Source organism: Collimonas sp. GW821-FHT07E08 (assembly GCF_059418905.1).
Genome location: NZ_JBWKQR010000006.1, coordinates 115,910 through 139,122 on the forward strand (window position 1 = coordinate 115,910; position 23,213 = coordinate 139,122).

The 23,213-nt window shown below is 53.5% G+C and carries 19 protein-coding genes; 10 read left to right on the forward strand and 9 right to left on the reverse strand.

Features of this window, described 5'->3' with window-relative positions:
* Positions 1 to 25: 25 nt before the first annotated feature.
* From AC07RZ_RS09590 to dnaA, 7 genes are all read right to left on the reverse strand, one after another.
* A complete protein-coding gene (locus AC07RZ_RS09590; RefSeq protein ID WP_494667792.1) occupies positions 26 to 3,277 on the reverse strand; it encodes a type I restriction endonuclease subunit R in 3,252 nt (1,083 codons plus the stop codon).
* A 58-nt stretch (positions 3,278 to 3,335) separates the two neighbouring features.
* A complete protein-coding gene (locus AC07RZ_RS09595) occupies positions 3,336 to 4,739 on the reverse strand; it encodes a restriction endonuclease subunit S (protein WP_494667793.1) in 1,404 nt (467 codons plus the stop codon).
* Positions 4,726 to 5,760, reverse strand: coding sequence for a PDDEXK nuclease domain-containing protein (locus tag AC07RZ_RS09600; protein WP_494667794.1), 1,035 nt, complete (start codon positions 5,758 to 5,760; stop codon positions 4,726 to 4,728). Before AC07RZ_RS09600 ends, AC07RZ_RS09595 begins: the two co-directional genes overlap by 14 nt.
* Positions 5,757 to 8,090 (reverse strand): type I restriction-modification system subunit M, encoded by a 2,334-nt coding sequence (locus AC07RZ_RS09605; protein ID WP_494667795.1) that lies wholly within the window; start codon positions 8,088 to 8,090, stop codon positions 5,757 to 5,759. Before AC07RZ_RS09605 ends, AC07RZ_RS09600 begins: the two co-directional genes overlap by 4 nt.
* Positions 8,091 to 8,486: 396 nt before the next feature.
* Positions 8,487 to 10,970 carry a DNA topoisomerase (ATP-hydrolyzing) subunit B gene (gyrB, locus tag AC07RZ_RS09610; protein ID WP_144740757.1) on the reverse strand — a complete coding sequence of 828 codons (2,484 nt, stop codon included), beginning with the start codon at positions 10,968 to 10,970 and terminating at the stop codon, positions 8,487 to 8,489.
* A 113-nt stretch (positions 10,971 to 11,083) separates the two neighbouring features.
* Positions 11,084 to 12,190 (reverse strand): DNA polymerase III subunit beta, encoded by a 1,107-nt coding sequence (gene dnaN / locus AC07RZ_RS09615; protein ID WP_092395924.1) that lies wholly within the window; start codon positions 12,188 to 12,190, stop codon positions 11,084 to 11,086.
* Between the two features lie 293 nt (positions 12,191 to 12,483).
* The gene (dnaA, locus tag AC07RZ_RS09620) at positions 12,484 to 13,923 is read right to left on the reverse strand and encodes a chromosomal replication initiator protein DnaA (protein WP_342829793.1); all 1,440 of its coding nucleotides are present in this window, start codon (positions 13,921 to 13,923) and stop codon (positions 12,484 to 12,486) included.
* A 447-nt stretch (positions 13,924 to 14,370) separates the two neighbouring features.
* Here dnaA and rpmH point away from each other — a divergent pair, with 447 nt between their 5' ends.
* From rpmH to mnmE, 5 genes are all read left to right on the forward strand, one after another.
* Complete coding sequence (gene rpmH / locus AC07RZ_RS09625) at positions 14,371 to 14,505, forward strand: 50S ribosomal protein L34 (RefSeq protein ID WP_061535510.1); 135 nt, start codon at positions 14,371 to 14,373, stop codon at positions 14,503 to 14,505.
* A gap of 28 nt (positions 14,506 to 14,533) precedes the next feature.
* A complete protein-coding gene (locus AC07RZ_RS09630) occupies positions 14,534 to 14,935 on the forward strand; it encodes a ribonuclease P protein component (RefSeq protein ID WP_494667796.1) in 402 nt (133 codons plus the stop codon).
* Between the two features lie 97 nt (positions 14,936 to 15,032).
* A complete protein-coding gene (yidD, locus tag AC07RZ_RS09635; protein ID WP_494667797.1) occupies positions 15,033 to 15,317 on the forward strand; it encodes a membrane protein insertion efficiency factor YidD in 285 nt (94 codons plus the stop codon).
* Between the two features lie 19 nt (positions 15,318 to 15,336).
* Positions 15,337 to 17,016 carry a membrane protein insertase YidC gene (yidC, locus tag AC07RZ_RS09640; protein WP_494667798.1) on the forward strand — a complete coding sequence of 560 codons (1,680 nt, stop codon included), beginning with the start codon at positions 15,337 to 15,339 and terminating at the stop codon, positions 17,014 to 17,016.
* 115 nt (positions 17,017 to 17,131) lie between these two features.
* Positions 17,132 to 18,529 (forward strand): tRNA uridine-5-carboxymethylaminomethyl(34) synthesis GTPase MnmE, encoded by a 1,398-nt coding sequence (gene mnmE, locus AC07RZ_RS09645; RefSeq protein ID WP_494667799.1) that lies wholly within the window; start codon positions 17,132 to 17,134, stop codon positions 18,527 to 18,529.
* A gap of 402 nt (positions 18,530 to 18,931) precedes the next feature.
* Here the strand turns inward: mnmE and AC07RZ_RS09650 are convergent, their stop codons facing one another.
* Complete coding sequence (locus AC07RZ_RS09650; protein WP_494667800.1) at positions 18,932 to 20,290, reverse strand: hypothetical protein; 1,359 nt, start codon at positions 20,288 to 20,290, stop codon at positions 18,932 to 18,934.
* Between the two features lie 322 nt (positions 20,291 to 20,612).
* Here AC07RZ_RS09650 and AC07RZ_RS09655 point away from each other — a divergent pair, with 322 nt between their 5' ends.
* Entirely contained in the window at positions 20,613 to 20,810 is a 198-nt protein-coding gene (locus AC07RZ_RS09655) for a hypothetical protein (protein WP_144740742.1), read from the forward strand.
* A 134-nt stretch (positions 20,811 to 20,944) separates the two neighbouring features.
* On the opposite strand, the gene AC07RZ_RS09660 is transcribed toward AC07RZ_RS09655, so the two are convergent.
* Positions 20,945 to 21,151, reverse strand: a complete 207-nt coding sequence (locus AC07RZ_RS09660; RefSeq protein WP_144740739.1) for a hypothetical protein — start codon at positions 21,149 to 21,151, stop codon at positions 20,945 to 20,947.
* 280 nt (positions 21,152 to 21,431) lie between these two features.
* Here AC07RZ_RS09660 and AC07RZ_RS09665 point away from each other — a divergent pair, with 280 nt between their 5' ends.
* The 4 genes from AC07RZ_RS09665 (at position 21,432) to AC07RZ_RS09680 (ending at position 23,114) form a co-directional block, all read left to right on the forward strand.
* Positions 21,432 to 22,100, forward strand: a complete 669-nt coding sequence (locus tag AC07RZ_RS09665; protein WP_494667801.1) for a DUF2076 domain-containing protein — start codon at positions 21,432 to 21,434, stop codon at positions 22,098 to 22,100.
* A 45-nt stretch (positions 22,101 to 22,145) separates the two neighbouring features.
* Positions 22,146 to 22,283: a hypothetical protein gene (locus tag AC07RZ_RS09670; RefSeq protein ID WP_186450603.1), complete on the forward strand. Its 138-nt coding sequence runs from the start codon at positions 22,146 to 22,148 to the stop codon at positions 22,281 to 22,283.
* A 214-nt stretch (positions 22,284 to 22,497) separates the two neighbouring features.
* Positions 22,498 to 22,725, forward strand: a complete 228-nt coding sequence (locus tag AC07RZ_RS09675; RefSeq protein ID WP_494667802.1) for a hypothetical protein — start codon at positions 22,498 to 22,500, stop codon at positions 22,723 to 22,725.
* A gap of 68 nt (positions 22,726 to 22,793) precedes the next feature.
* The gene (locus AC07RZ_RS09680; protein WP_494667803.1) at positions 22,794 to 23,114 is read left to right on the forward strand and encodes a hypothetical protein; all 321 of its coding nucleotides are present in this window, start codon (positions 22,794 to 22,796) and stop codon (positions 23,112 to 23,114) included.
* Positions 23,115 to 23,213: the final 99 nt, after the last annotated feature.

A 23,213-nucleotide genomic window follows, 5' to 3' on the forward strand; every position in this document is an offset into this window, starting at 1 on the left:
TTATGTTTTTTATCAGCACTCAAAATTAATACTCCGATCCCCGAGTCAAAATATCAAAAATAACCTTAGAAAACATCTTCGCCTTACTAGGATCAGACAAGAGCTGCATCATCTGATTCTGATGTGCGGCGCTGCTGTCCATAACGGCATCGTCCACTGCCTTAGGGAAATCGCCCAGCATCGCCTGCTCCGGACTGTTGGAGAGTAACTGGCGCATCACCAGCTCGTTCTCGCGCACCTTGTCGCTGATGGTATTGGCGTAATTCACCATATCCGCTTCGGTCAGTTGATCTGTGACGAATAGCTCGTTGAGGCGGTACACGATTTGCGATAAAAACTCGACCTGCTTGTCTTTGGCCTTGGCCGTGCCTACGGCATCGCCTGGTTCCAGCTTGTACTCATCCGACTCTTGCATGATCAAATGTTGCTGCCGAATTTTCGATACGCGGTAGTGGCTTAACACAATACTGCTGAGATCAATCTCATCTTCATCCACGATGGTTTCGCGCAACATGGGGCGTAGGTTGCGGGCGTAGAGGCTTAGTTTTTCCAGGTCTTTGTCGTCGTAATCGACAATCTGCGACATGAACTCATAAAAGCGCACGAAGGTACCTAGATCTTTTTTAAAAATTTCTAGCGCGTCCTTTTCTTTCTTGCACTCTTTTAAACTGTTCTCAGCGTTGGCAATCAAAACTGCATCGGCAGTTTTCTTGGTGCGTTCAAACATGTCACGAGCGTGTTTGTAGGCCTCTACTGCTGACTTATAACGCTTCTGCCAGCGTTCGACGGCAGGTTTGCAGATATTCGCGATCGCTGCATTGCTCTTGCTCTTGACGAAGAAGGCATCGCAAAACTGCTCTACCTCTGTCCAGGTAAAGATGCCGGAAGCACGCAGCTTGTCGTTCAGATCAAAAATCAAATCCGGATCAGATACATCGGCCAGCTCCGCCGTCTGGAAGTAAGGCTGGAAGGCGGAGAGGATGTCTTCTGGTTCGTTAAAGAAATCCAGTATGAAAGTGCCAGTCTCTGCCTTGCTTGGGTAAACGCGATTCAGGCGTGACAGGGTTTGCACACATTCCACCCCGGCCAGCTTTTTATCGACATACATGGCGCATAGTTTGGGTTGATCGAAGCCAGTCTGAAATTTATTCGCCACAATCATTACTTGATAATCATCGGTGTCAAAGGCTTTGCGCATATCGCGCCCTTTTAACCGCGAGTTCATATTCATTTCGGTGTACTTGTTACCCAGCATCGCTTCCGAATTTGGATCTTTATCGGTAAATTCGACCTCGCCCGAGAACGCCACCATCGCATGGATCTTTTGATAGCCCTGCGTTGTGATGTAGTTGTCGAAAGCCCGCTTATAACGCACTGCCTCTTTGCGTGAGCTGGTCACCACCATCGCCTTGGCTTGGCCGTTGAGTAAACCCATCACATGGGTTTTAAAATGCTCGACGATGACTTGCACTTTTTGGCTGATATTGTAGTCGTGCAGGCGCACCCATTGGTTCAGCTTGACCTTGGCACGCTTGCTCTCGACCTCCTGATCGGCATCCTTCATCTTCATCGCCAGGTTATAGGCGACTTTGTAATTGGTGTAGTTCTTCAACACATCCAGAATAAAACCCTCCTCAATCGCCTGGCGCATGCTGTACACATGGAAGGCTGCGGGTTTATTGGTTTTGGACGGTGCTTCCTGCGGGCGTGGCAAGCGGCCGAACAACTCTAAAGTCTTGGTCTTGGGCGTGGCGGTGAAGGCCAGATAACTCAGGTTTTTCGAGGCGCGGCGCGAAGCCACTGCGGCATCCAGAATATCGTCGGTGGTCAACTCGGCTTCATCATCGCCACCGCCTTCCACCATCAGCACTTCTTTAAGCTGCCTTGCTGTAGAGCCAGTTTGTGAAGAATGCGCCTCGTCGGCGATCACAACGTAGTTACGTTCTTTCAGGCTGACGCTATTTTCTATCGCCTTCAGCACAAATGGAAAGGTTTGTATCGTGACGATAATAATCGGCTGCGAGTTTTCTAGAGCCTTGGCGAGTTTTTCTGATTTTGAGCCATCACCTTCCTGATTGTTAATTCGCCCGACCACACCATCGGTATGCTCAAACTGGGCGATGGTGTCTTGTAACTGCGCGTCTAGCACGGTACGGTCCGTCACTACAATCACGGAATGAAACTGCTTATTGCCATTGCCGTCATACAAGGATGAGAGTTGATGTGCGGCCCAGGCGATGGAATTCGATTTACCCGACCCTGCACTGTGCTGTATCAGATATTTCTGCCCCGGCCCTTCGGCACGCGCCGCCGCCAGTAGCTTATTCACCACATCCCACTGGTGATAACGCGGGAAAATCAGGCTTTCTTTCTTATATTTGAGGCCTTCCCAGTCTTCTTTTTCTTCTATCTGCAAATGCACATAACGCGCCAGAATCGTCAGCAGGTTTTTGGGTAATAGGACTTCATTCCACAGATAATCTGTCGCGTATTGCGTCAGCACTTCCGGCACATCATTGCCTGCGCCGCCCTCAGCCGTACCCTTATTAAATGGCAAGAAATAAGTATCGTCACCTTCCAGGCGTGTCGCCATATACACTTCGTACTGACTCACGGCAAAGTGCACCAGCGCGCCGCGCTTGAAGCTCAGTAAAGGTTCTGGCTTTTTGGCGATGGGGTCGATCGGCAGGCGTGTAGTGCGATACTGCGTCATTGCACTATGCACAGCTTGCTTGAATTCTGATTTCAGCTCCAGCGTAGCGACCGGGATGCCATTCACAAACAACACCAGATCAATGCGCCATGCCTTGGCTTTGGTACCCGTCTCAGCCAATTGCGCCGCTGTCGCCCACGGGCTATATATCAGCTCAGGCACCACGCGCAGGCGGTTTTGCTGATAGCGCGCCAAGGTGTCCGGGTTCAAATCATGCTCAGGCGCAAACTGACACAGGGAGAAACGCGTACCGCGATCCCGCAGCTCGTGGCGTAGTACGCCCAGCGTGCCAAAGGTGCGCATTTCTTTATTCGCCGCATTCGGGTCGGCTTTATTGAGTTGCGTGGCTACCCGTTCCAGAAATTTTTGTTCAGGGTCCATGGGGTAAAGCGCACAAAACTTTTGCCATTGCTCATCTTGCGTGTCTTTGACAAATCCGAGCACATCTTCCGGATACAAAGCCAGCTCACGATCGTAGTGTTCGGCTTTACCGAGCAACCAGCCATTGGCCAACAATTGCCGGACCATGTCATCTTGAAAGGTAAGTTCGTTTGCTTTATTCATAGACTTTTTTTTTGCTTTTCTTGGTTTATCCGGGCCATCACATTATGGGCAGCAGGATTTACGCAGCGACGTCGTCCAGCTCAGGAACCCGTGTAGGTTGCCAGTCGCGCACATCTATTTTCCCCGTAACGGCGACAGAAATTAGTGCTATACGACGTTCTTGCATTAATCTGATCGCGTTTTCAGTTTGACTTAATAGACCAGCGAGCAGAGTTATTCTTTTCTCTAAAAATTCGACGATGGCATTTTGTTCAGCGACACTCGGTAAAGCAAAGCGAAAACTCATTACTGACCCCTTGGTAATATTATTGGCCATTCCTTCTGCGCCACTAATTGCGATTTGAATGTTCGATCGCATATACGAGGACTGCATAAGATATTTAAAGAATATTCTGTTCACTTTTTTTGAAAGTCCAAGTCTAAAAATTTTGTCTGATAATAAAATTTTAGAGCGTGTTTCAAATACATATGCAACTGAACCAATTAAATCGAGAGAACCACTGGCACGAGACATAAGAACATCGCCGACCTTTACTTCGTATTGCGGAAAGGGCGCTATTGCATCTGGTAAAAACTTATTTTCACCACTTCGATACTCGGCTTGATTAACACAGCTAGTTTTTAAAACACCCCATTCATTATCTTCTGCTGGTCGATTTTCACATTCAGGACTTTTACCTTGCTCCATGAAGGGTAAAACTCGCCGGATTTGCATTACATCCCAATGCGCAGGTACCTCACCTAACCATTCCACACCCGAGTCGCGCATGGGGACGTTGGGGTTGAGGCCTTTGGTTACGGCATGACTAATCACTGCCTGCCGCTTTTCTTTGAGCAGCTTGATCAGCTCTTGCTGCTTCACTATCAAAGTATCGATCTTAGCGGTTTCGCGGTCGAGGAAGTTGGCGATTTGCATCTGAGCTTGCAAGCTCGGAAAACCAAATTTCTCTGACAAATATGAAGCAGAATCTAAGTTTTGGATTCCGGTATTTTGTTTAATAGAACAATAATTAATATTGTCATTGTAAAAACGACTAAAAACATAATTCAAATATCGACTGTCAAAACCAATATTCGGCGTCATTTTGGCAACAAAATTAGACGTAACAGCCTCAAAATCTTTATCGAACAAAACTACCTGACCAACGAACATTTTTTCTCCACCGCCAGATTTCTCTAGTAATAGATCGCCACGTTTTAATTTTCGTGCCGTTTTTTCTTTTTCTTCGATTTTGCGATATGTGTATCCATCCTCATTTATTGACAACCTTGGACGATCAAAATCAGCAACTCGGATTACTATCGTATCGCTTCCATCATTCGTTGGCTCGCTACCCCAGACCCCATTTGTGCATCCATCGACACTGCGCTTCAACTGCATTACCTTCCAGCCATTTGGTATTAAACCAAGCCCATCAACTTCTGAATTTATATATCCCGCATAAGCTTTATACCGACTCATAACCCATCCCCTGCGCCAAATTCAACACATAAAACTCATGCAATTTTGCCTGCAATAATTTCTTATCCGGCAATTGCGTTTGGTACTCGGCAATCATGGCAGGCGATAACGAACGGCTTAGGGCGTATTCAACCACCTCGTCATCTTTACTGGCACACAACAGCACGCCGATGGCGGGATTTTCATGCGATTTGCGGTGATCACGATCCAGCGCTTCCAGGTAAAAATTGAGTTTGCCTAAATGCTCTGGTTCGAACCGGTCTACTTTGAGCTCAATCGCTACCAAGGCATTTAAGCCGCGATGAAAGAACAGCAGATCTAGCGCAAAATCTTGTGTGCCGACCTGAATGGGAAATTCACTGCCGACAAAACAAAAGTCACGACCGAGTTCTAACAAAAAATGCTTCAATTTGGCCAACAGGCTGTGATGCAAATCGGCTTCGCTATGCTGTTCTTGTAAGTTTAAAAAATCGACAACATAACTGTCTTTAAATACGCTCAGTGCTTCAGGATGCGTTTGTGTCAGCACTGCTGACACTTTTGCCGGACTAAGTACCATCCGTTCAAATAATGCCGCCTTAAACTGGCGCTCGAGTTCACGGCTAGACCACTTCTCCTTAATTGCCATCTTGATATAGAACTCGCGCTCCTCAGGATGTTTGCTACGGCTGAGGATGATGAGATTGTGCGTCCAAGGCAATTGTGTCAGCAGTGCTGACACAATTTGATCATGTTGATAAGCTTCATAAAACTGGCGCATGCGGAATAAATTGCGACGGGTGAATCCCGTTAAATTTGGTTGCGTGGCAGCAAGATGATTGGCCAGCGCATCAACAACGCCATCACCCCATTCTGCAGCTTGCAATTTACGACTGATATACGCGCCTATTTGCCAATATAGTTCGATGAGCGCGGTATTGACGGCCTGATACGCATGCTGGCGTGCCGCCTCAATGAGTTGCACAACTTCAGCAAAATCTTGACGTTCCGTACCTTCCTTGATCTTGCTTACTTTCGTCATGAATGCACCTCTTGCAGCAGCTTCATGATCTCGGCACTGACTGCATCGAGATCGGCATCAATTTCAGCCAGATCACGCGGTGGCTGATATTGGTAAAAATGGCGATTGAACGGAATCTCGTAACCGACGATGCCGATTTGCTGGTCTTTGCTGTCCTTCTTGCTGGCGTCTATCCAGGCATCTGGCACATGTGGTTGCACTTCTTTTTTGAAATAGGCTTCGTTGATGGCGTTGACTCTTTTACTCGGATCGAGCGCGACGTTTTCTGCATCGCGTAGATCGCCGTCGGCTTTGTATTCGACGGTTTTACCAATGTAATCGCCTTCGCCTGCAAACAAACCGTAAATCGGATCGGCTTTGCTTTTGTGGATTTTCTTGATGACTTTTTGCGCGTCGGGGTTTTTCCAGCTGACGGCCGCTTCGATGGCTTTTTTCTCTTTGGCGTCCAGGCTGATGCCTTGTTTTTTCGCAGCCTTGGCGAGTACATCGTCAAAGACATTCATATCATCAAACTGAGCGCTGCCGATGGTCACTTGCAATTTGCGTGCTTTAAGCATGATGGCTAGTTGATCGCGCCATGTATGGTGATCCAGAAGGTCTTTGATTTGCTTTTCTTTGAGATCGGCAAAGTGCAGTTTGATGTAACGGCGTATAGCGTCTTGGTGGTTGCTGAGGTCGCCATAGTTTGCGGAGAGTTCTGTATCTATCCATGCCGCGCCGTATTCTGCATACGTCCATTGCATCACCGCGTTGAGCCCACCCGATTCAAAACGCAAACTGGCAATGCGTTCATCGCTGAATTGGTAAGACATACGCAGCGGGCGTTCAATGGTGATGCGACGATAGCCAAACTCGTGCGTCTTAAAGATTTTGGCAGCAAAGGTTTTGGCTGCTTCAGTTTTTGGATTGGCAGATTGGCGGCCGCGATTGCTCTTTTGTTCGGCCGGTTTATCCAGCTCACGCGCATCGATTACTTTAAAATCGCCGAAGCATTTGGTGATGGTGGCGATATCGCTGTCATCCATGACATTGCGCTTGCTGCCCAGCGATTTGCGCATCTTGCCGCACAGGTTCACGCCATTGATCAATTGCACCAGCCCTTTGCGTGCCTTGGCTTTTTTATTCGATAGCACCCAGACATAGGTGGAGATGCCCGTGTTGTAGAACATGTCGGTAGGTAGCGCGACGATGGCTTCGAGTAAATCGGCTTCCAGAATATAGCGGCGGATTTCTGACTCGCCCGAACCGGCGCCGCCAGTGAACAAGGGCGAGCCATTGAGGATAATGCCGATGCGCGCTCCGCCATCGGCTGCATCACGCAACTTGCTGATCAGATGCAGCAGAAACAGCAGCGAGCCGTCCGAAACCCGTGGCAAACCTGCGCCAAAGCGGCCGTCAAAACCTTTATGGTTATGTTCATCATTGATTTCTTGCTCGATCTTTTTCCAATCGACACCAAATGGCGGATTCGACAGCATGTAATCAAACTTGTCGGCATACAACTGGTCATTTGAGAGGGTATTTCCGAGTTTGATATTACTGACATCCTGCCCTTTGATGAGCATGTCGGCTTTACAGATGGCATAGCTTTCTGGATTCAGTTCTTGCCCATAGGCACGCATGACAGCTTCGGGGTTGAGTTCATGTACGTATTCCATGCCTGACGACAAGAAGCCGCCGGTACCGGCCGTCGGGTCGTAAATGGTGCGGATAATGCCAGCCCTGGTCAACGCATCATCATCTTCCATGAACACCAGTGAGGTAGTCAGGCGCACGATGTCGCGTGGGGTGAAGTGTTCGCCGGCAGTCTCGTTCGAGCCTTCAGCAAAGCGGCGGATGAGCTCTTCAAACACCAAACCCATATCGTGATTCGATACTGCCTTGGGGCTGAGATCAATGGTGCGTACTTTTTGCACGACCTTATAGAGCAAATTGGCGTCGTTCAACTGGCCGATGAATTCGGCGAAGTTAAAGTATTCAAATATCTGACGGGCATCTTTGGAAAAGCTTTGGATATAACTTTCCAGATTGGCCTTGATGCCAGCTTCACCCAACTTCGACAAATCCATCTTGGACGTATTGAAAAACGACAAGCCACCCGTAGCACGCAAGATCATTTTCTCTTGCGCTTCTTCCGGCAGATTCATCGCCTGTATTTTTTGTTGCTCGGCGAGTACCGCTTCTTTGGTGGGTTCCAGCACACATTCCAGACGGCGTAACAGGCAAAACGGCAGAATGATGCGGCCATATTGGCTTTGCTTGAAGTCACCACGCAGAAGATCAGCGATTGCCCAAGAATCTGAGGCCAGGTTGTTGGTGGTTTGAGTCATGGATTGTTGTTTGAGACAAATAGGGTGGATAAAGCAAGGCGGTAATGGGTTTGAATATGACTGCCAAGCCCTGCATTACTGCCATTTTATGGTGAGGAATATATTACTCTATGGGCAACAAAAACATAAAGAATGAAATAACAAATAGCCCGTTTATGTGAGTATGTTCGAGGCAAAAGCAAATATGCGCAAAAAATTGGCCAAAGCGTCCTGAAAAGTTTTGTTGGGGTCAAATTCCAAAAATGAAAAAGGCCAATCCGAAGATTGGCCTAAGTCATTGGTTCAATTGATCGGGGCGAGAAGATTCGACCTTCTGCCCCCTTCTTGATACTAACTCGCATATGCTTCCATGCAGCTCATTGCGGGCGGCCTAGAGAGAGAAAACAACGTGGCAAATCAGACGTCAATATTCCCCGCCTGCAGCGCATTCAACTCAATAAACGCCCGCCGAGGCTCAACATCATCCCCCATCAGCGTCATGAAGATCTGATCCGCAGCAATAGCATCCTCAATCTGCACCTTCAACAACCGGCGCACTGTCGGATCCATCGTGGTTTCCCACAGCTGCGAAGGATTCATCTCGCCCAGACCTTTATAGCGCTGCTTGCTGACGCCGCGTTCGGCTTCGTCGCGCAGCCAGGCCATGGCTTGGTGGAAGTCGATGATGGCTGACTCTTTGACTTTTTCGCCGGCGCCGCGGCGAATGACTGCGCCAGGGCCGATCAAACCCTTGAAGGTTTCTGCGGCGTTGACCAGCACCGTGTAGTCCGGGCTGGCGACGAAGTCGCTGTCGATGGCGCTGACCTTGATGTTGCCGTGGTAGCGGCGCTGGATGCGCAGGGCGTGCTTGTCGGAGAGTTCGTCCGATTTGACGATGACTTGCACCGATGGCTCGTTGATCGACGCTTGCAGGGCCTGGGCCGAGGCTTGGGCGTCGGCCAGGGTGTCCAGCTTGAGGGTGACGCCGGTCATGATGGAGGTGAGGGCGGCGCCGTCTACCGCGCGCGTCAGGCGCGTGATGATGGCGTTGGCCATGTTGTACTGGCGCACCAGCTCGGCCAGGGCCGGGCCGCTAATGGGCTGCGCGCCTTCGCTTGGCACCAGGGCGGCGTCGTTGAGGGCGACCTGCATCATGTAGGAGACTTCTTCGGCGTCGTCCTTGAGGTAGCGCTCGTCCTTGCCGTGCTTGACCTTGTACAGCGGCGGCTGGGCGATGTAGATGTGGCCGCGCTCTACCAGTTGCGGCATCTGGCGGTAGAACAGGGTCAGCAGCAGGGTGCGGATGTGGGCGCCGTCGACGTCCGCATCGGTCATGATGATGATGCGGTGGTAGCGCAGCTTGTCGGCGTTGAATTCGTCGGCGCCGATGCTGGTGCCGAGGGTGGCGATCAGCGTGGTGATCTGTTCCGACGACAGCATCTTTTCAAAACGGGCTTTTTCGACGTTGAGCACTTTACCGCGCAACGGCAAAATCGCCTGGAATTTACGGTCGCGGCCCTGCTTGGCGGAACCGCCCGCGGAGTCACCCTCGACGATGTAGAGTTCGCACAGCGCCGGGTCTTTTTCCTGGCAGTCGGCCAATTTGGATGAGAGGCCGAGGCCGTCCATCACGCCTTTGCGGCGCGTCAGTTCGCGCGCCTTGCGGGCGGCGTCGCGGGCGCGGGCGGCTTCGACGATCTTGCCGCAGATGATCTTGGCGTCGTTCGGGCGTTCTTGCAGGTAGTCGTTCAGTGTCTTGGCGACGATTTCTTCTACCGGCAGGCGCACTTCGCTGGAGACCAGCTTGTCTTTGGTTTGCGAGCTGAATTTCGGCTCGGGCACTTTCACGGACAGCACGCAGGTCAGGCCTTCGCGCATGTCGTCGCCGCTGGTTTCTACCTTGGCTTTCTTGGCGAAGTCATGTTCTTCGATGTACTTGTTGAGGATGCGCGTCATCGCCGCGCGCAGGCCGGTGAGGTGGGTGCCGCCGTCGCGTTGCGGGATGTTGTTGGTGAAGCAGAGCACTTGTTCGTTGTAGGCGTCGTTCCATTGCATGGAGACGTCGACGCTGACGCCGTCTTTTTCGCCGGTGGCCTGGAAAATCGTCGGGTGCAGGACGCTCTTGGCTTTGTTGATGTATTCGACGAAACCGCGGGTGCCGCCTTCGAACGCGAAGTTTTCTTCCTTGCCGGTGCGCTGGTCGGTCAGCTTGATGTGCACGCCGTTGTTGAGGAAGGACAGTTCGCGGATGCGCTTGGCCAGGATTTCGTAGTGGAATTCGACGTGGGTGAAGATTTCTTCGTCGGCCCAGAAGTGGACTTCGGTGCCGCGCTTGTCGGTGTCGCCGATGACCTTGATCGGCGAGACCAGCACGCCTTCCTGCATTTCGGTTTCGCGGTTTTGCGGCACGCCGCGCACGAACTCCATGTAATGCACTTTGCCGTCGCGGCGGATGGTCAGCTTGAGCAGCTTGGACAGGCCGTTAACGCAAGACACGCCCACACCGTGCAGGCCGCCGGATACTTTATACGAGTTCTGGTCGAACTTGCCGCCGGCGTGCAGCTCGGTCATGACGATTTCGGCTGCGCTGCGTTTCGGGTCGTGCTTGTCGTCGAACTTGATGCCGGTGGGCACGCCGCGGCCGTTGTCGGTGATCGAGATCGAGTTGTCGGAATGGATGGTGACGTGGATTTCGGTGCAGTGGCCGGCCAGCGATTCGTCGATGGAGTTGTCCAGCACTTCGAACACCAGGTGGTGCAGGCCGGTGCCGTCAGAAGTGTCGCCGATGTACATCCCGGGGCGTTTGCGTACCGCTTCCAGGCCTTCGAGAATTTGGATCGAGGACGCTCCGTATGCATTGGGTTGCGGCTGATTGGTGTTGTCTTGAGGGGCTGATGACATGGCTACCTTCTGAAAAACTTACTTCGGAACTGCTTATATTGGGGCTGAGTGCTATTTTTACAAGTAAACAGGGCGGAACAGCTCGATGCTTTCCGCCCTGTTTTTTATGCAGACTAGATCCGCATTGGCATGACGACGTATTTGAAGTCAGCGTTTTCCGGCACGGTGATCAGTGCCGAGGAATTGGCGTCGCCGAGGGCGATGTTGATGTTGTCGCCCTTGAGGTTGTTGAGGACGTCGAGCAGGTAGGTGACGTTGAAGCCGATGTCGACGCTGTCGCCGCCGTAATCGATTTCGAGTTCTTCGATGGCTTCTTCCTGGTCAGCGTTGGTGGAGCTGATTTTCAGGCTGCCTGGCGTGACTACCCAGCGCACGCCCTTGAACTTGTCGCTGGTCATGATGGCGGCGCGTTGCAGGGAGCGCAGCAGCTGGTCGCGGCTGATGGTGAAATCGTTCTTGTAGCCCTTCGGCACCACGCGGGTGTAGTCGGGAAACTTGCCTTCGACCAGCTTGGAGATCAGTTCGATATCGGCGAACGACAGCTTGACCTGGTTGTTGGCGATTTCGAGCTGGACCGGTTCATCGGTTTCTTCCAGCAGGCGCTGCAGTTCGATGATGGTCTTGCGCGGGATGATGACTTCCTGGCGCGCGAACTCTTGCTCGGTGGCGACCTGGCAAAACGCCAGGCGGTGGCCGTCGGTGGCCACGGCGATCACGTTCTTGCCGTCGAGGACCAGCAGCAGGCCGTTCAGGTAATAGCGGATGTCCTGTTGCGCCATCGAGAAGTGCACCATGTTGAACAGGTGCTTCAGCGTCTTTTGCGGCAGGGTGACGGTGGCGTTGTAATGGTCTGCCTGGGCTACCGTCGGAAACTCTTCGGCGGCCAGGGTTTGCAGGGCGAAACGCGATTTGCCGGACTGCACGGTCATGCGCTTGTTGCTGAGGGTGAGCGAGACTTCGCCGGTGTCGGGCAGGGCGCGCAGGATGTCGAGCAGCTTGCGTGCCGCAACGGTCGTCGCCGCGGTTTCGCCGCCGCTGCCGACGTTGGCGTTGGTGGTGATTTGCACTTCGATGTCAGTCGACAGGAAAGAGACCTTTTCGCCTTCTTTGCGAATGAGGATATTGGCCAGAATCGGCAATGTGTGCCGACGCTCGACAATACCGCTCACGATCTGCAGTGGCCGGAGAAGGGTATCTCGGTTGGTTTTGACCAATTGCATAGCTATATCCTTGTTATTTAAAAATCAAATATTGCTGCCAGCTCGATGGCGCGTTTGAATACTTCCAAGCAGTCTGTAAATGTAACTTAAATCGACCCTCTACGGACCCACCCGAAGCTTAAATCTGCGCCGCTTTCCGGCTTTTTTGCGATTGTTAGTTAATAAATCGGCAAGCTGCCGCGTTTCGCCGGATCGACAAAAAAACCACAGTAACTACCCAATTCCAAACTTGCCTTATCCAAACTTATCCACAGGGCCGCAGGCAACGTGCACAATCGCCCGACATATCCACATCAGCCCTTCAGGGTCTGTTCCAGCACATGCAATTCGTGGTTGCATTCCGGGTTCTTGGTGCGGTCGCCGGCGATTTTGCGGACTGCGTGCAACACCGTGGTGTGGTCGCGGCCGCCGAACAGTTCGCCGATTTCCGGCAAGCTTTTCTGGGTTAACTCTTTGGCAAGGTACATCGCAATCTGGCGCGGACGGGCGATATTGGCCGGCCGCTTTTTCGAGTACATGTCGGCAACTTTGATGTTGAAAAAATCGGCCACGGTCTTCTGGATGTTCTCGACGGAGATCTGGCGGTTCTGTACCGACAGCAGGTCCTTCAATGCATCCTTGACCACATCGATGCTGATGTCTTTGCCATGGAAACGGGAGTAAGCAAGAATCTTGCGCAGTGCGCCTTCCAGCTCGCGGACGTTGGAACGTAAATGTTTGGCAACAAAAAACGCGACGTCGTCGGAGAAGGTGACGCCTTCCGATGCCGCTTTTTTAAGCAGGATCGCTACCCGCATTTCCAGTTCCGGCGGCTCGATGGCGACCGTCAGACCCGAGTCGAAACGCGAAATCAGGCGGTCATCCATGCCGGTGATTTCTTTTGGATAGGTGTCGCTGGTGATGATGATTTGTTTCTTTGCTGCAATCAACGCTTCGAAGGCGTAGAAGAATTCTTCCTGGGTGCGGCTCTTGCCGCCGAAGAACTGGATATCGTCGATCAGCAGCAGGTCGAGCGAATGGTAGTAGCGCTTGAAGTCGTCGAAACCCTTGCGTTGGTAAGCAGTCACTACGTCGCGAACGTACTGTTCTGCGTGGATGTAGCGGATCTTCGAGTTCGGATTGTCGGCCAGCAGCTGGTTGCCGATGGCGTGGATCAGGTGGGTCTTGCCGAGGCCGACGCCGCCGTACAGGAACAGCGGGTTGTAGGAAACGCCGGGATTATTGGCGACCTGGATCGCTGCCGCGCGCGCCAGCTGGTTGGCTTTACCGGTGACGAAACTGTCGAAACTGAGGGCAGTATTGATGCGCGACTGGTCGCGCCTGGCGCTGACGGCGCTGTTCTCGGTCTGCACTTCCGGCAGGCGGTCGAAGTTGCTGTTGCCATAACTGCCGCCGCCGGCCGCGGACGCCTGCGCGCCGGCCTGCTCGCTATTGCCGCCATTGTTATTGACCGCTACCGGCATGCTGGAACTGGCATGAGCCGGGGCCGACTTGCGCGGATCGAGCACGAACACCACTTCGATCGGCGCCTCCCAATATTGGTGCGCCAGGGTCGTGATGCGGCTGGCGAACTGCGTTTTTACCCAGTCCAGCTTAAAGCGATTCGGCGCAGCGATGCGCAATCGTCCATCCTCGTAATCGAGTGGCGTCAGCGGTTTTATCCACGCGCTAAATTGTTGAGGCGTCAATTCCTGCTCCAACTGGGTAGAGCAGCTCTGCCAGAAATTTTCCATGAATCGTTCTAAGTGAAGGTGTGCGGGGTGAGGTTCTTTACGCCCTGGCTTGATGTTTTTATTGCACGCTGGGTTCAGTAATGGATTCCGTACTACTGAGCAATGCATAACTGGCAGGCGTGCCACACATAAGCCGCTATTCTACCCTTGCCGGCGCAAGTTATCCACAGGCACAGCCAATTATTCCGGTTGCCGGGCGCAAAAAGACCTTGTGGAAAAGCGCCCTAAGTGATTGACAAACAAGCAGAAAATGCGTTCTAATTCAAGGTTCACTGTCCGCTGAATTGCCAGTTTGTGCGTTGACTGTCCCTTGTACTTGTTTGTATTTGCCCCGGTTTCGTTCTCCGACGCCTTGGCAGCCTGGTCCAGATCGAATCGCGAAAGGGTAGAAACCCAGCGCTCTGAGTGTGAAGATCCGATTTATTTTTGCTGATTAGCGAGACCAACATGAAACGTACTTACCAACCTTCCGTCGTGCGCCGTAAGCGTACTCACGGCTTCCGCGCCCGTATGGCAACCCGCGGTGGCCGCGCTGTGCTCAATGCACGTCGCGCCAAAGGCCGCAAGCGTCTGGCAGCTTAATCCAGCCGGACGCAGCAGCGTTGCTTGCGTGACAGATCGACTCGGCGACCGTTCCCAGAACAGCGTCCAGGACTTTTCACGTGACCGGCGCATCGTTAAAACGGATGAGTTTTCATCCGTTTTTCGTTTGCGCCCTGTGTATAGAACGGCGCACTTCGTCTTGTATACCCGCCTTAATGCGCTGCCGCATGCCCGTCTGGGCGTGGTGGCGGCAAAACGGCTGGCGCCGCGCGCTGTTACGCGTAACACGGTCAAACGCGTTACGCGCGAGCTGTTTCGTCTGACACCACTGCCGCCAATCGACTGCGTTGTGCGTTTATCGAAACCGGTAAACACCAAGGCGGGCCCGGCCACGACTGCGCGCCTGAAGCGAGAGCTGCATGGCGAACTGAAGCAGCTGTTCGCGTCGCAACGGGCTGACAAGTCGTAAGTACGCGTAAGTTTCTGCTTATTTGTATCCGCGGCTTGTATTGTTCCAGCCTGGCCACACATAGCCGAGGCCGGAAGAAGAAGGGAAAAAAGCTGTCATGAAAATGCCTCTACTGTTCCTGTTGCGCCTCTATAAACTGGGCATCAGCCCGTTTCTGGGACAGAATTGCCGTTTTTATCCCAGCTGCTCCGATTACGCAGCCGAAGCGATCCGCACGCATGGCGCCCTGAAGGGCAGCATGCTGGCCGGACGCCGCCTGTGCAAATGCCATCCCTGGCATGAAGGCGGACTCGATCCGGTGCCGCCGCAACCGTCATCCACATCTCCATCTGCAACCAAACCCGCATCGGCTAACCGATCGTGTGGTTGCGGCCATTCCTGAATCATAGATAAATACTCTTATGGATATCAAACGTACCGTCCTGTGGGTTGTATTTTCGGTCTCGCTGCTGTTCCTCTGGGACCAGTGGCAGCGCCATAACGGCCAGCCGTCGCTGTTCTTCCCAAGCGCCAACCAGACTGTTCCCGCCGCTGCCACCGGTCCTGCCGGCGCTGCCGCATCAGCCAGCGCCAGCACCGCCGTGCCGCAAGCTTCGGCTATCGCCGGCGCGCCTGCCGCATCGGCCAGTGCGGTGCCTGCCACGACTGCCGACGCCAAGGGCGAAGTCATCACCATCACTACCGATGTGGTCAAGGCTGACATCGATACCGTCGGCGGTGAACTGAAGCGCCTGGAATTGCTGAAGCACAAGGACACGGTCGACCCGACCAAGAACCTGGTGCTGTTCGACTCCAGCGCTACCCGCACCTACCTGGCTGAAACCGGCCTGATCGGCGGTCCGTTCCCTAACCATAAGTCGCCGTTCACGGCCTTGCCTGGCGTGCGTAAGCTGGACAACGGCAACCAGGTGCAACTGGTGCTGGAATCGACCGAAGGCGGCGTCAAGCTGACCAAGACCTACACTTTCAAGCGCGGCGACTATTCGATCGACGTCAAGCACACAGTGACCAACGACAGCGGCGCGCCAGTCTCGCCTTCGCTGTACCTGCAGCTGGTGCGCGACGGCAATGCGCCTGAAGGCGAACAGCGTTTCGTGCATACCTTCACCGGCGCTTCGGTCTATACCGAAGCCAGCAAGTTCCAGAAATTCCCATTCGACAAGATCGAAGGCGGCAAGGCTGAACACGCTACCAAGGCGGATGACGGCTGGTTTGCAGTGATCCAGCATTACTTTGTCTCGGCGTTCATCCCGCAAGACAAGGCGCCGCGCGAAATCTTCACCAAGAAGATCGCCACCAACCTGTACGCGGTCGGCAATATCCTGCCGCTGGGCACGATTGCTCCCGGCGCCAGCGTGACCATGGATGCCCGCCTGTATTCCGGCCCGGAAGTGCAGGCCGATCTGGAAGCGATTACGCCTGGCCTGGAACTGGTCAAGGACTATGGCTGGCTGACCATCATCGCCAAGCCGATTTTCTGGCTGATGACGCAGATCCACAAAGTGCTCGGCAACTGGGGCTGGACCATCATCGCCCTGACCGTGCTGATCAAGCTGGCGTTCTTCCCGCTGTCGGCGGCGAGCTATCGCAGCATGGCCAAGATGAAGCTGGTGACGCCGAAGATGACGTCGATCCGCGAGCGCTTCAAATCCGAACCGCAGAAGATGAACCAGGCCATGATGGAGCTGTACAAGACCGAGAAGATCAACCCGCTCGGCGGCTGCCTGCCGATCGTGGTGCAGATCCCGGTGTTCATCTCGCTGTACTGGGTGCTGCTGGCCAGCGTGGAAATCCGCAATGCGCCGTGGCTGGGCTGGATCCATGACCTGGCCGCACCGGATCCGTTCTACATCCTGCCGGTGGTGATGGCGATTTCGATGTTCATCCAGACCAAGCTGAACCCGACGCCGCCTGATCCGATGCAAGCCAAGGTGATGATGTTCATGCCGCTGATTTTCTCGGTGATGTTCTTCTTCTTCCCGTCCGGCCTGGTGCTGTACTGGGTCACCAACAACGTGCTGTCGATTGCGCAGCAATGGGTGATCACCCGCAAGATGGGCGCAGGTCCGGCCAAGGCTTAATACGCCGTTGAGCGAGTGTCGTAAAAAAGCCCGTGAATGTTCGATTCACGGGCTTTTTTGTGGCCGGCTGCTTGCCGATGTTTCTATTATCAAACAACCCTCGTAGAATAATTCCATGTCTTTCGATTCTTCCCCCATCGCCGCGATCGCTACCGCACCAGGACGCGGCGGCATCGGCGTAGTCCGCATTTCCGGCAAACAGCTGGGCCCGCTGATCGAAGCCGTTTGCGGCATCCCGGAAAACAAGCTGGCGCCGCGCCACGCTACCTACCTGCCCTTCAAGAATGCCGACGGCAGCGTCATCGACCAGGGCCTGGCAATCTATTTCAAGGCCCCGCATTCCTATACCGGCGAAGACGTGCTGGAGTTGCAGGGACACGGCGGGCCGGTGGTGCTGCAGATGCTGCTGAGCCGCTGCCTGGCGGCCGGCCAGGATATCGGCCTGCGCATGGCGGAGCCGGGTGAATTCACGCAGCGCGCGTTCATCAACGACAAGCTGGACCTGGCGCAGGCGGAAGCGGTGGCGGACCTGATCGAGGCATCTACCGAGGCGGCCGCCAAATCGGCTTCGGAATCGCTGTCGGGCGCGTTTTCCAAAGTGATCCATGCGCTGGTGGAGCAGGTCACGAACCTGCGCATGCTGGTTGAAGCTACCCTGGATTTCCCGGAAGAGGAAATCGACTTCCTGGAAAAATCCGACGCGCGCGGCCAGCTGGCGGCCATCCGCGGCACGCTGGACAACGTGTTCAGCCAGGCCGCGCAGGGCGCCTTGCTGCGCGACGGCTTGAACATCGTGCTGGCGGGGCAGCCGAATGTCGGCAAGTCATCGTTGCTGAACGTGCTGGCCGGGTCCGATGTCGCCATCGTCACGCCGATCGCCGGCACCACCCGCGATAAGGTTACCGAAACGATCCAGCTGGAAGGCATCCCGCTCAACATCATCGACACCGCCGGCATCCGCGAGGCGGAAGACGCCAACGACGAAGTAGAGCGGATCGGCATCGAACGCACCTGGGCCGCGGTGGCGAACGCCGACGTCATCCTGCACATGCTGGACGCCAACCACGGCCCGTCACTGGCCGATGAAAAAATCGTCGCGCGTTTTCCGAACAGCGCGCCGATCATCCGCATCTGGAACAAGATCGACCAGTCCGGCCACAAACCCGCGGTCGATGTGATGAACGACGCTACCCATATCTACCTGTCGGCCACCGACCATCTCGGCATAGACCTGCTGCGCGCCGAACTGCTGCGCATCGCCGGCTGGCAGCAAACCGGCGAATCGCGCTACCTGGCGCGCGAGCGCCACCTGATCGCACTGAAGGCGGCGCGCGACCACCTGGAGATCGCCGAGCAGCATGCCTCGCTCGACAACCGGGCCAACGACCAGTCGCTGGATCTGTTTGCGGAGGAATTGCGGCTGGCGCAGGATAGGCTGAGCAGCATTACGGGGGCGTTTACGCCGGATGATTTGCTGGGGGTGATCTTTTCCAGGTTCTGTATTGGTAAATAATCAACCAATGGATCTCGTTCGAGGGCAATACACCGCCCCAATGTGTGCGTCATACGGAATCAGGACGGTAAAACTAGACGACAAGCGAGGAGAAACGGCACACCATTTTCCCGTATCAGCTTTAGGAATATGTACTCCCATGATTTTCGACAAGCATTGCGCACTATGTCTGAGCCGCCTATCCTCAATAACGATCCGCTTGCTACTCGCGTGGGACTGGCATATCCAGAAGACGATACTTGGCAAACTGGCGCGACTGCGGGGTGCAACATGCTGCCTGCATAGATCAGTATTGATGCTATTCCGGGTATCGCTCCCGCAGTAATGACTGACCACCAACGACTTATTTTTCGCGTTTTCCCCATCAGTTCTTTACCCTGAAAACAGGAATAGGCGGCAAATTCAGCTCAAACTTGATTTTGGAGCACGTTCAATAACGCCGATATAGTTACAAAGCCATAAATCAATGGTTTTCCCTTGGAACAAGACAGATGGCGGGCCTTTTCGTTTAATGTTTCCCCAAACTCCAACATGTGTTCCGAAGGAAGCGCCGGGGCCGTACCATGCGTACGAAACTTCGAACTTTGATGATGCTGAAGTTAACGAGGGTAGATCCAGCGTAATAGTCGTCGAATTGGGGAATGACACGCTTTTTACCGGGACTTCAACGCCGTCGGCTTTAACATGAAATCCGTATTGTGATGCCTGCTCAATTTGCGAAATATCGATCTCTGGCTTTCCGAAGCCAGCCATTGGCGCCGATACTTTCAGCGAAATTTTCGAGCCTTCGGCCGCACCTGATACGATTCTGAATGGCTCCCAATTTTTCCCTTCTACCAAGGTATGGAACTTGGCCAATCCTTCGGCTTCACCGTATTGGGCATAACCGATACCGGTGTGATGCACATTATCGCCAGCAGCAATTGGGTAAGGATAACGAGGATTGACAAGATGGACGCGAGACGAGTTGGCAATTGCAAAGTCTAATTGCCGTAATGTATTTGGCGACTGAACGACCATGTCGGAAACGCCGGCGAACATGTCGGTAAAGTAGTGCAATGGTTTGTTCGTTCCTCCATCGCCACTGTTCAAGGCCAATTTATCGAACGCTGCAACCATCTCCTTGAGTTGAACGTAATAGTCGAAATTGTCGGCAGGAGAAAAAACACCGTGCGTCCAGCCAACGCCTAGCCAACGGGTCGCTTTCCCATTTGACTCATTGATCGCTTTGATTTTGTTTATGGCATTTAGCAGCACTTGCCATTGTTCTGTACCTGGCCGGAGTTGCTGCCAGGTGTATGCGGGATATGCCATGCCAAAATCGACGACTTGAAAAGGCGAGTAACCATCCCTCTTGCTCAGTTTAACAAGTGAGCGTGCAGAAATATTTCCGATGTTTCCAGAAGCATTATTCGGGCTTCCGGTAACCGTATTTTTCCAGTTCAATGCTTCCAGGTCACCGTATTGGTCAGCAACCCACGGAGAGCTAATTGCCGGCAGCAACGTAGTTGTGTTTTTGGCTTTAGGTGCAAATGCAAGTGGCTGTTTATCGTCTGCGATAAGATTATCGCCCGCAATTGGTTGCGACTGAGACCGCCAAGACTGTCCATAGCTGATAAAAGCATTCATTACCTTAGATTCGTCTGCATCCTTGTTTTTATATTTGATCAGGTCCCGCTCGAAAATCGGTATATGAGCATGTGACGCCATCCCTGATATGAAAACCAAAATTAGGGCAATCGATAGTTTTGGTATGGACATTATTTTTATATGTAGATCCGCTTCTTGGAACTGGCTATTTTACTCAACTCGGATTTTGACACCATCTACCCACTGTCGTCGGTAGATTTTTTTACGTCCGCATACTTCTCTAGGCGCTCTTTGATTACACCCATGGCCAATGCCCCCTGTAATATTGGCCTGTCCCTTGAGCAATCAAGTTTGGGGCTGTATTTTAACGACAGCTCTGCTTACATCAGACATTCCGCATATCGCCAAAAGTAAAAGCCACGATGTTTTTCGGCAACATTGTAGAATGCACATAATGATTTGCCGTACCGTCTAATTCGAGGAGAGAGAAAAGATGAAAACAGTCGCTGCATTGGTGCTTCTTTTAGCTGTTTTGGCTTGTTCAAAAGAAGAAGAGCCAAAAGCCGTTGTCGCTACGCCCGAGGCGGGAGCCCCAGCTGCTGCAACTACCATCGATAGCAAGGATATTCAGGCGGCAAGAAAAGCCGCCATGGAGGCGCTCAACGCTGCCAGCGCGCCCGCTAAACCCTGATGGCGGATAGCTGAGCGCTGTCTCGCTTCTGTATTGGAACAGCCAGTAATCCGAGCCATCGCTTAAAAGCCTCGCACCTTCGCCGGTTCGGGGCTTTTTTACGCCCGCAGCTTCCTTGACCCGGTGAGGCAGTTTTATAGCGTGCTTCGGCCCAGATTCAACGCTGATTTCGCATCAATCGCGTTTTTCAATGCAGTGACATGATGATCGCCATAGGCGCTGCGCGATCTGGTCATCAGTATCTGGGACAGATATGCAATCCGTTCATTCAGCACCGATTCCAGGACCTCGATGTCCTTCTGCGACAGGCTGACGCTGCGGCTTTCATGAACTGTAGACATATCGCCCTCCCCATGGAAATTCCATAGTAGCAAGGAAATATTTCGGTTTCGCTACGAATCTGGCGTTTTTTCCCGAATGTTCACTCGAATCGGCTGGGCAACGTTCTTATGTCATCTTTCCAAAAAATTACGTTCGCTTTCAAACGGATACAAAAAAATCAGGGGAATTACGTCCCTTGGCCCCATGTAATGCCGTGTTAAACCAATGGCGGATTTATGCAGGCCACATACGTGGCCTTTGCCAGATTATTTTTTTCACCTTGCTATAGGAGCAATATTCATGAGCCCGCAAGAAACCCAATCGCTGCAAGATTTTCTGAATCAACTCATCCAGGTGCGCGGCATAGCCAAGGATCCGCAAGCCGATGCCTTGATTGCCGGCGCCGTTGCGCAGCAACCGGACGCTGCTTACCTGCTGGTCCAGCGCGCTTTGTTGATGGAGCAAGCACTTACCGCCGCCAAAACGCAGATTGCGTCGCTGCAGAGCCAGGTCCAGGCAACCCAAGCCGCGCCGTCGCGCAGCTTCTTCGATCCCAATGCATGGGGCAATACTTCAGCTACGGCGCCGCGCCCGGCAGCGCCTCCAATGATGGCGAGCATGCCGGCGGCAATGCCTGCCCCATCCATGCAAAGCCAGGTGCCGGCGGCGTCGCCGGGCTTTTTTAGCGGTGGCGTCGGGAGCGCGCTCGGCACGGTTGCGGCTACAGCTGCCGGGGTGGCAGGCGGTGCGTTCCTGTTCCAGGGTATCGAACACTTGATGCATCCCGGCAGCAGCAGCGGCGCCGCGGGATTCATGAACCAGCCCGGCATGGCGCCGTCAACCACATCGACCGAGAACACCACCGTCAACAATTATTACGATGGCGATACGGCAAAGGATGACAGCACAAGCACGGACGACACGCTTGCCGACGACATGAGCGGCGATGACGATTCCTCGATCATCTAGGTTTTCGCGGGCGCCGGTACAATGGAATAAATCCAAGGGGCCTTCATGCGACGTCGTTTCATCCTGATCCCCACCCTGGCCGCCGTGGTTTTCCTTGTCGGTGGATGCAGCCTGTTCGGCTGCGGCGCCGCTGCAACCAATGGCGCTTCGTTCGCAAGCTGCCGCACCGGCACCAGTTTTTAGTTTTCCCTCGCGATTTTTGCCGGGAATAAATAATGAAAAAGGGTATTGAAAACCGGTTGGGCAGCACAATATTGAATTGGTCTCCTCCAACTCTCCCTAAGTTTTGGATTTAGCCCGCTGCCGCAAGGCTGGCGGGCTTTTTTTTATCCGGGGGATGGGAAACGGCAAATGAAAAGAGTACATTGCCAGTAAAGCCTTCCCGACAAAGGGACGTATGAAACAGCTCTCAACCCTTCATCGCTACAATCCGCTCTATGCGGGCCTGCTATGCATAGTCGTACTGTTTGCCCTGGTAAAGGGCCTGGCAGTGGGGATTGCCTATATCATTGGCGCCACTCTCAAGCTTGGCGTGGTGGGGATAGGCGCTCTGCTCATCCTGAAAGTACTGCTGGTGGCAGGCTGGCTCGCCCACAGGAAGAAGAATGGCCGAACCAGGACCTGATACGGCTGCTAGTAACGGTTAGGGTTGTCATCCCTGCGGCGGTCGCCGTCCCTGTCGTCGTGGTGCTCATGCCAGTCGCCGCGGTCTCCTCTGTAACCACCATCTCGCGCGCCATACGGCGCAACTACGCAACCGCTGAGCAGCACTGCCAAACCCAACAAGATAGCAAGATGTTTCATGGCAGGCCCCAGGTCATTGACGATACCTGTTTCGATGCCGAAACCTGCTTATCGTTCACTGGTTCACTTGAATTCGTCTGGCCGTTCGGTCAAACTCTCGCGCCAATCGCCAGAATAAGCGAAGGTTGGCGCGTGAACTTCCTGCGCGTACCAGAAATGCGCCTTGACTTTGTGTGTTGGCTCCATGAACCAATGGGCATGGCCGCTTGAGTCCATTGCCCACCATCGTGCACCTTTCGGCGCATGCCTCCAGTTTACCTCGCCATACATGCTTGCCTCTTGGAATTCAGCCGCATAGTCCATCGTTTC

Coding starts and splice junctions, on each gene's coding strand:
- AC07RZ_RS09590 (WP_494667792.1), bottom strand. CDS start 3,277: ATGAATAAAGCAAACGAACTTACCTTTCAAGATGACATGGTCCGGCAA.
- AC07RZ_RS09595 (WP_494667793.1), bottom strand. CDS start 4,739: ATGAGTCGGTATAAAGCTTATGCGGGATATATAAATTCAGAAGTTGAT.
- AC07RZ_RS09600 (WP_494667794.1), bottom strand. CDS start 5,760: ATGACGAAAGTAAGCAAGATCAAGGAAGGTACGGAACGTCAAGATTTT.
- AC07RZ_RS09605 (WP_494667795.1), bottom strand. CDS start 8,090: ATGACTCAAACCACCAACAACCTGGCCTCAGATTCTTGGGCAATCGCT.
- gyrB (WP_144740757.1), bottom strand. CDS start 10,970: ATGTCATCAGCCCCTCAAGACAACACCAATCAGCCGCAACCCAATGCA.
- dnaN (WP_092395924.1), bottom strand. CDS start 12,190: ATGCAATTGGTCAAAACCAACCGAGATACCCTTCTCCGGCCACTGCAG.
- dnaA (WP_342829793.1), bottom strand. CDS start 13,923: ATGGAAAATTTCTGGCAGAGCTGCTCTACCCAGTTGGAGCAGGAATTG.
- rpmH (WP_061535510.1), top strand. CDS start 14,371: ATGAAACGTACTTACCAACCTTCCGTCGTGCGCCGTAAGCGTACTCAC.
- yidD (WP_494667797.1), top strand. CDS start 15,033: ATGAAAATGCCTCTACTGTTCCTGTTGCGCCTCTATAAACTGGGCATC.
- yidC (WP_494667798.1), top strand. CDS start 15,337: ATGGATATCAAACGTACCGTCCTGTGGGTTGTATTTTCGGTCTCGCTG.
- mnmE (WP_494667799.1), top strand. CDS start 17,132: ATGTCTTTCGATTCTTCCCCCATCGCCGCGATCGCTACCGCACCAGGA.
- AC07RZ_RS09650 (WP_494667800.1), bottom strand. CDS start 20,290: ATGTCCATACCAAAACTATCGATTGCCCTAATTTTGGTTTTCATATCA.
- AC07RZ_RS09655 (WP_144740742.1), top strand. CDS start 20,613: ATGAAAACAGTCGCTGCATTGGTGCTTCTTTTAGCTGTTTTGGCTTGT.
- AC07RZ_RS09660 (WP_144740739.1), bottom strand. CDS start 21,151: ATGTCTACAGTTCATGAAAGCCGCAGCGTCAGCCTGTCGCAGAAGGAC.
- AC07RZ_RS09665 (WP_494667801.1), top strand. CDS start 21,432: ATGAGCCCGCAAGAAACCCAATCGCTGCAAGATTTTCTGAATCAACTC.
- AC07RZ_RS09670 (WP_186450603.1), top strand. CDS start 22,146: ATGCGACGTCGTTTCATCCTGATCCCCACCCTGGCCGCCGTGGTTTTC.
- AC07RZ_RS09675 (WP_494667802.1), top strand. CDS start 22,498: ATGAAACAGCTCTCAACCCTTCATCGCTACAATCCGCTCTATGCGGGC.
- AC07RZ_RS09680 (WP_494667803.1), top strand. CDS start 22,794: ATGCCAGTCGCCGCGGTCTCCTCTGTAACCACCATCTCGCGCGCCATA.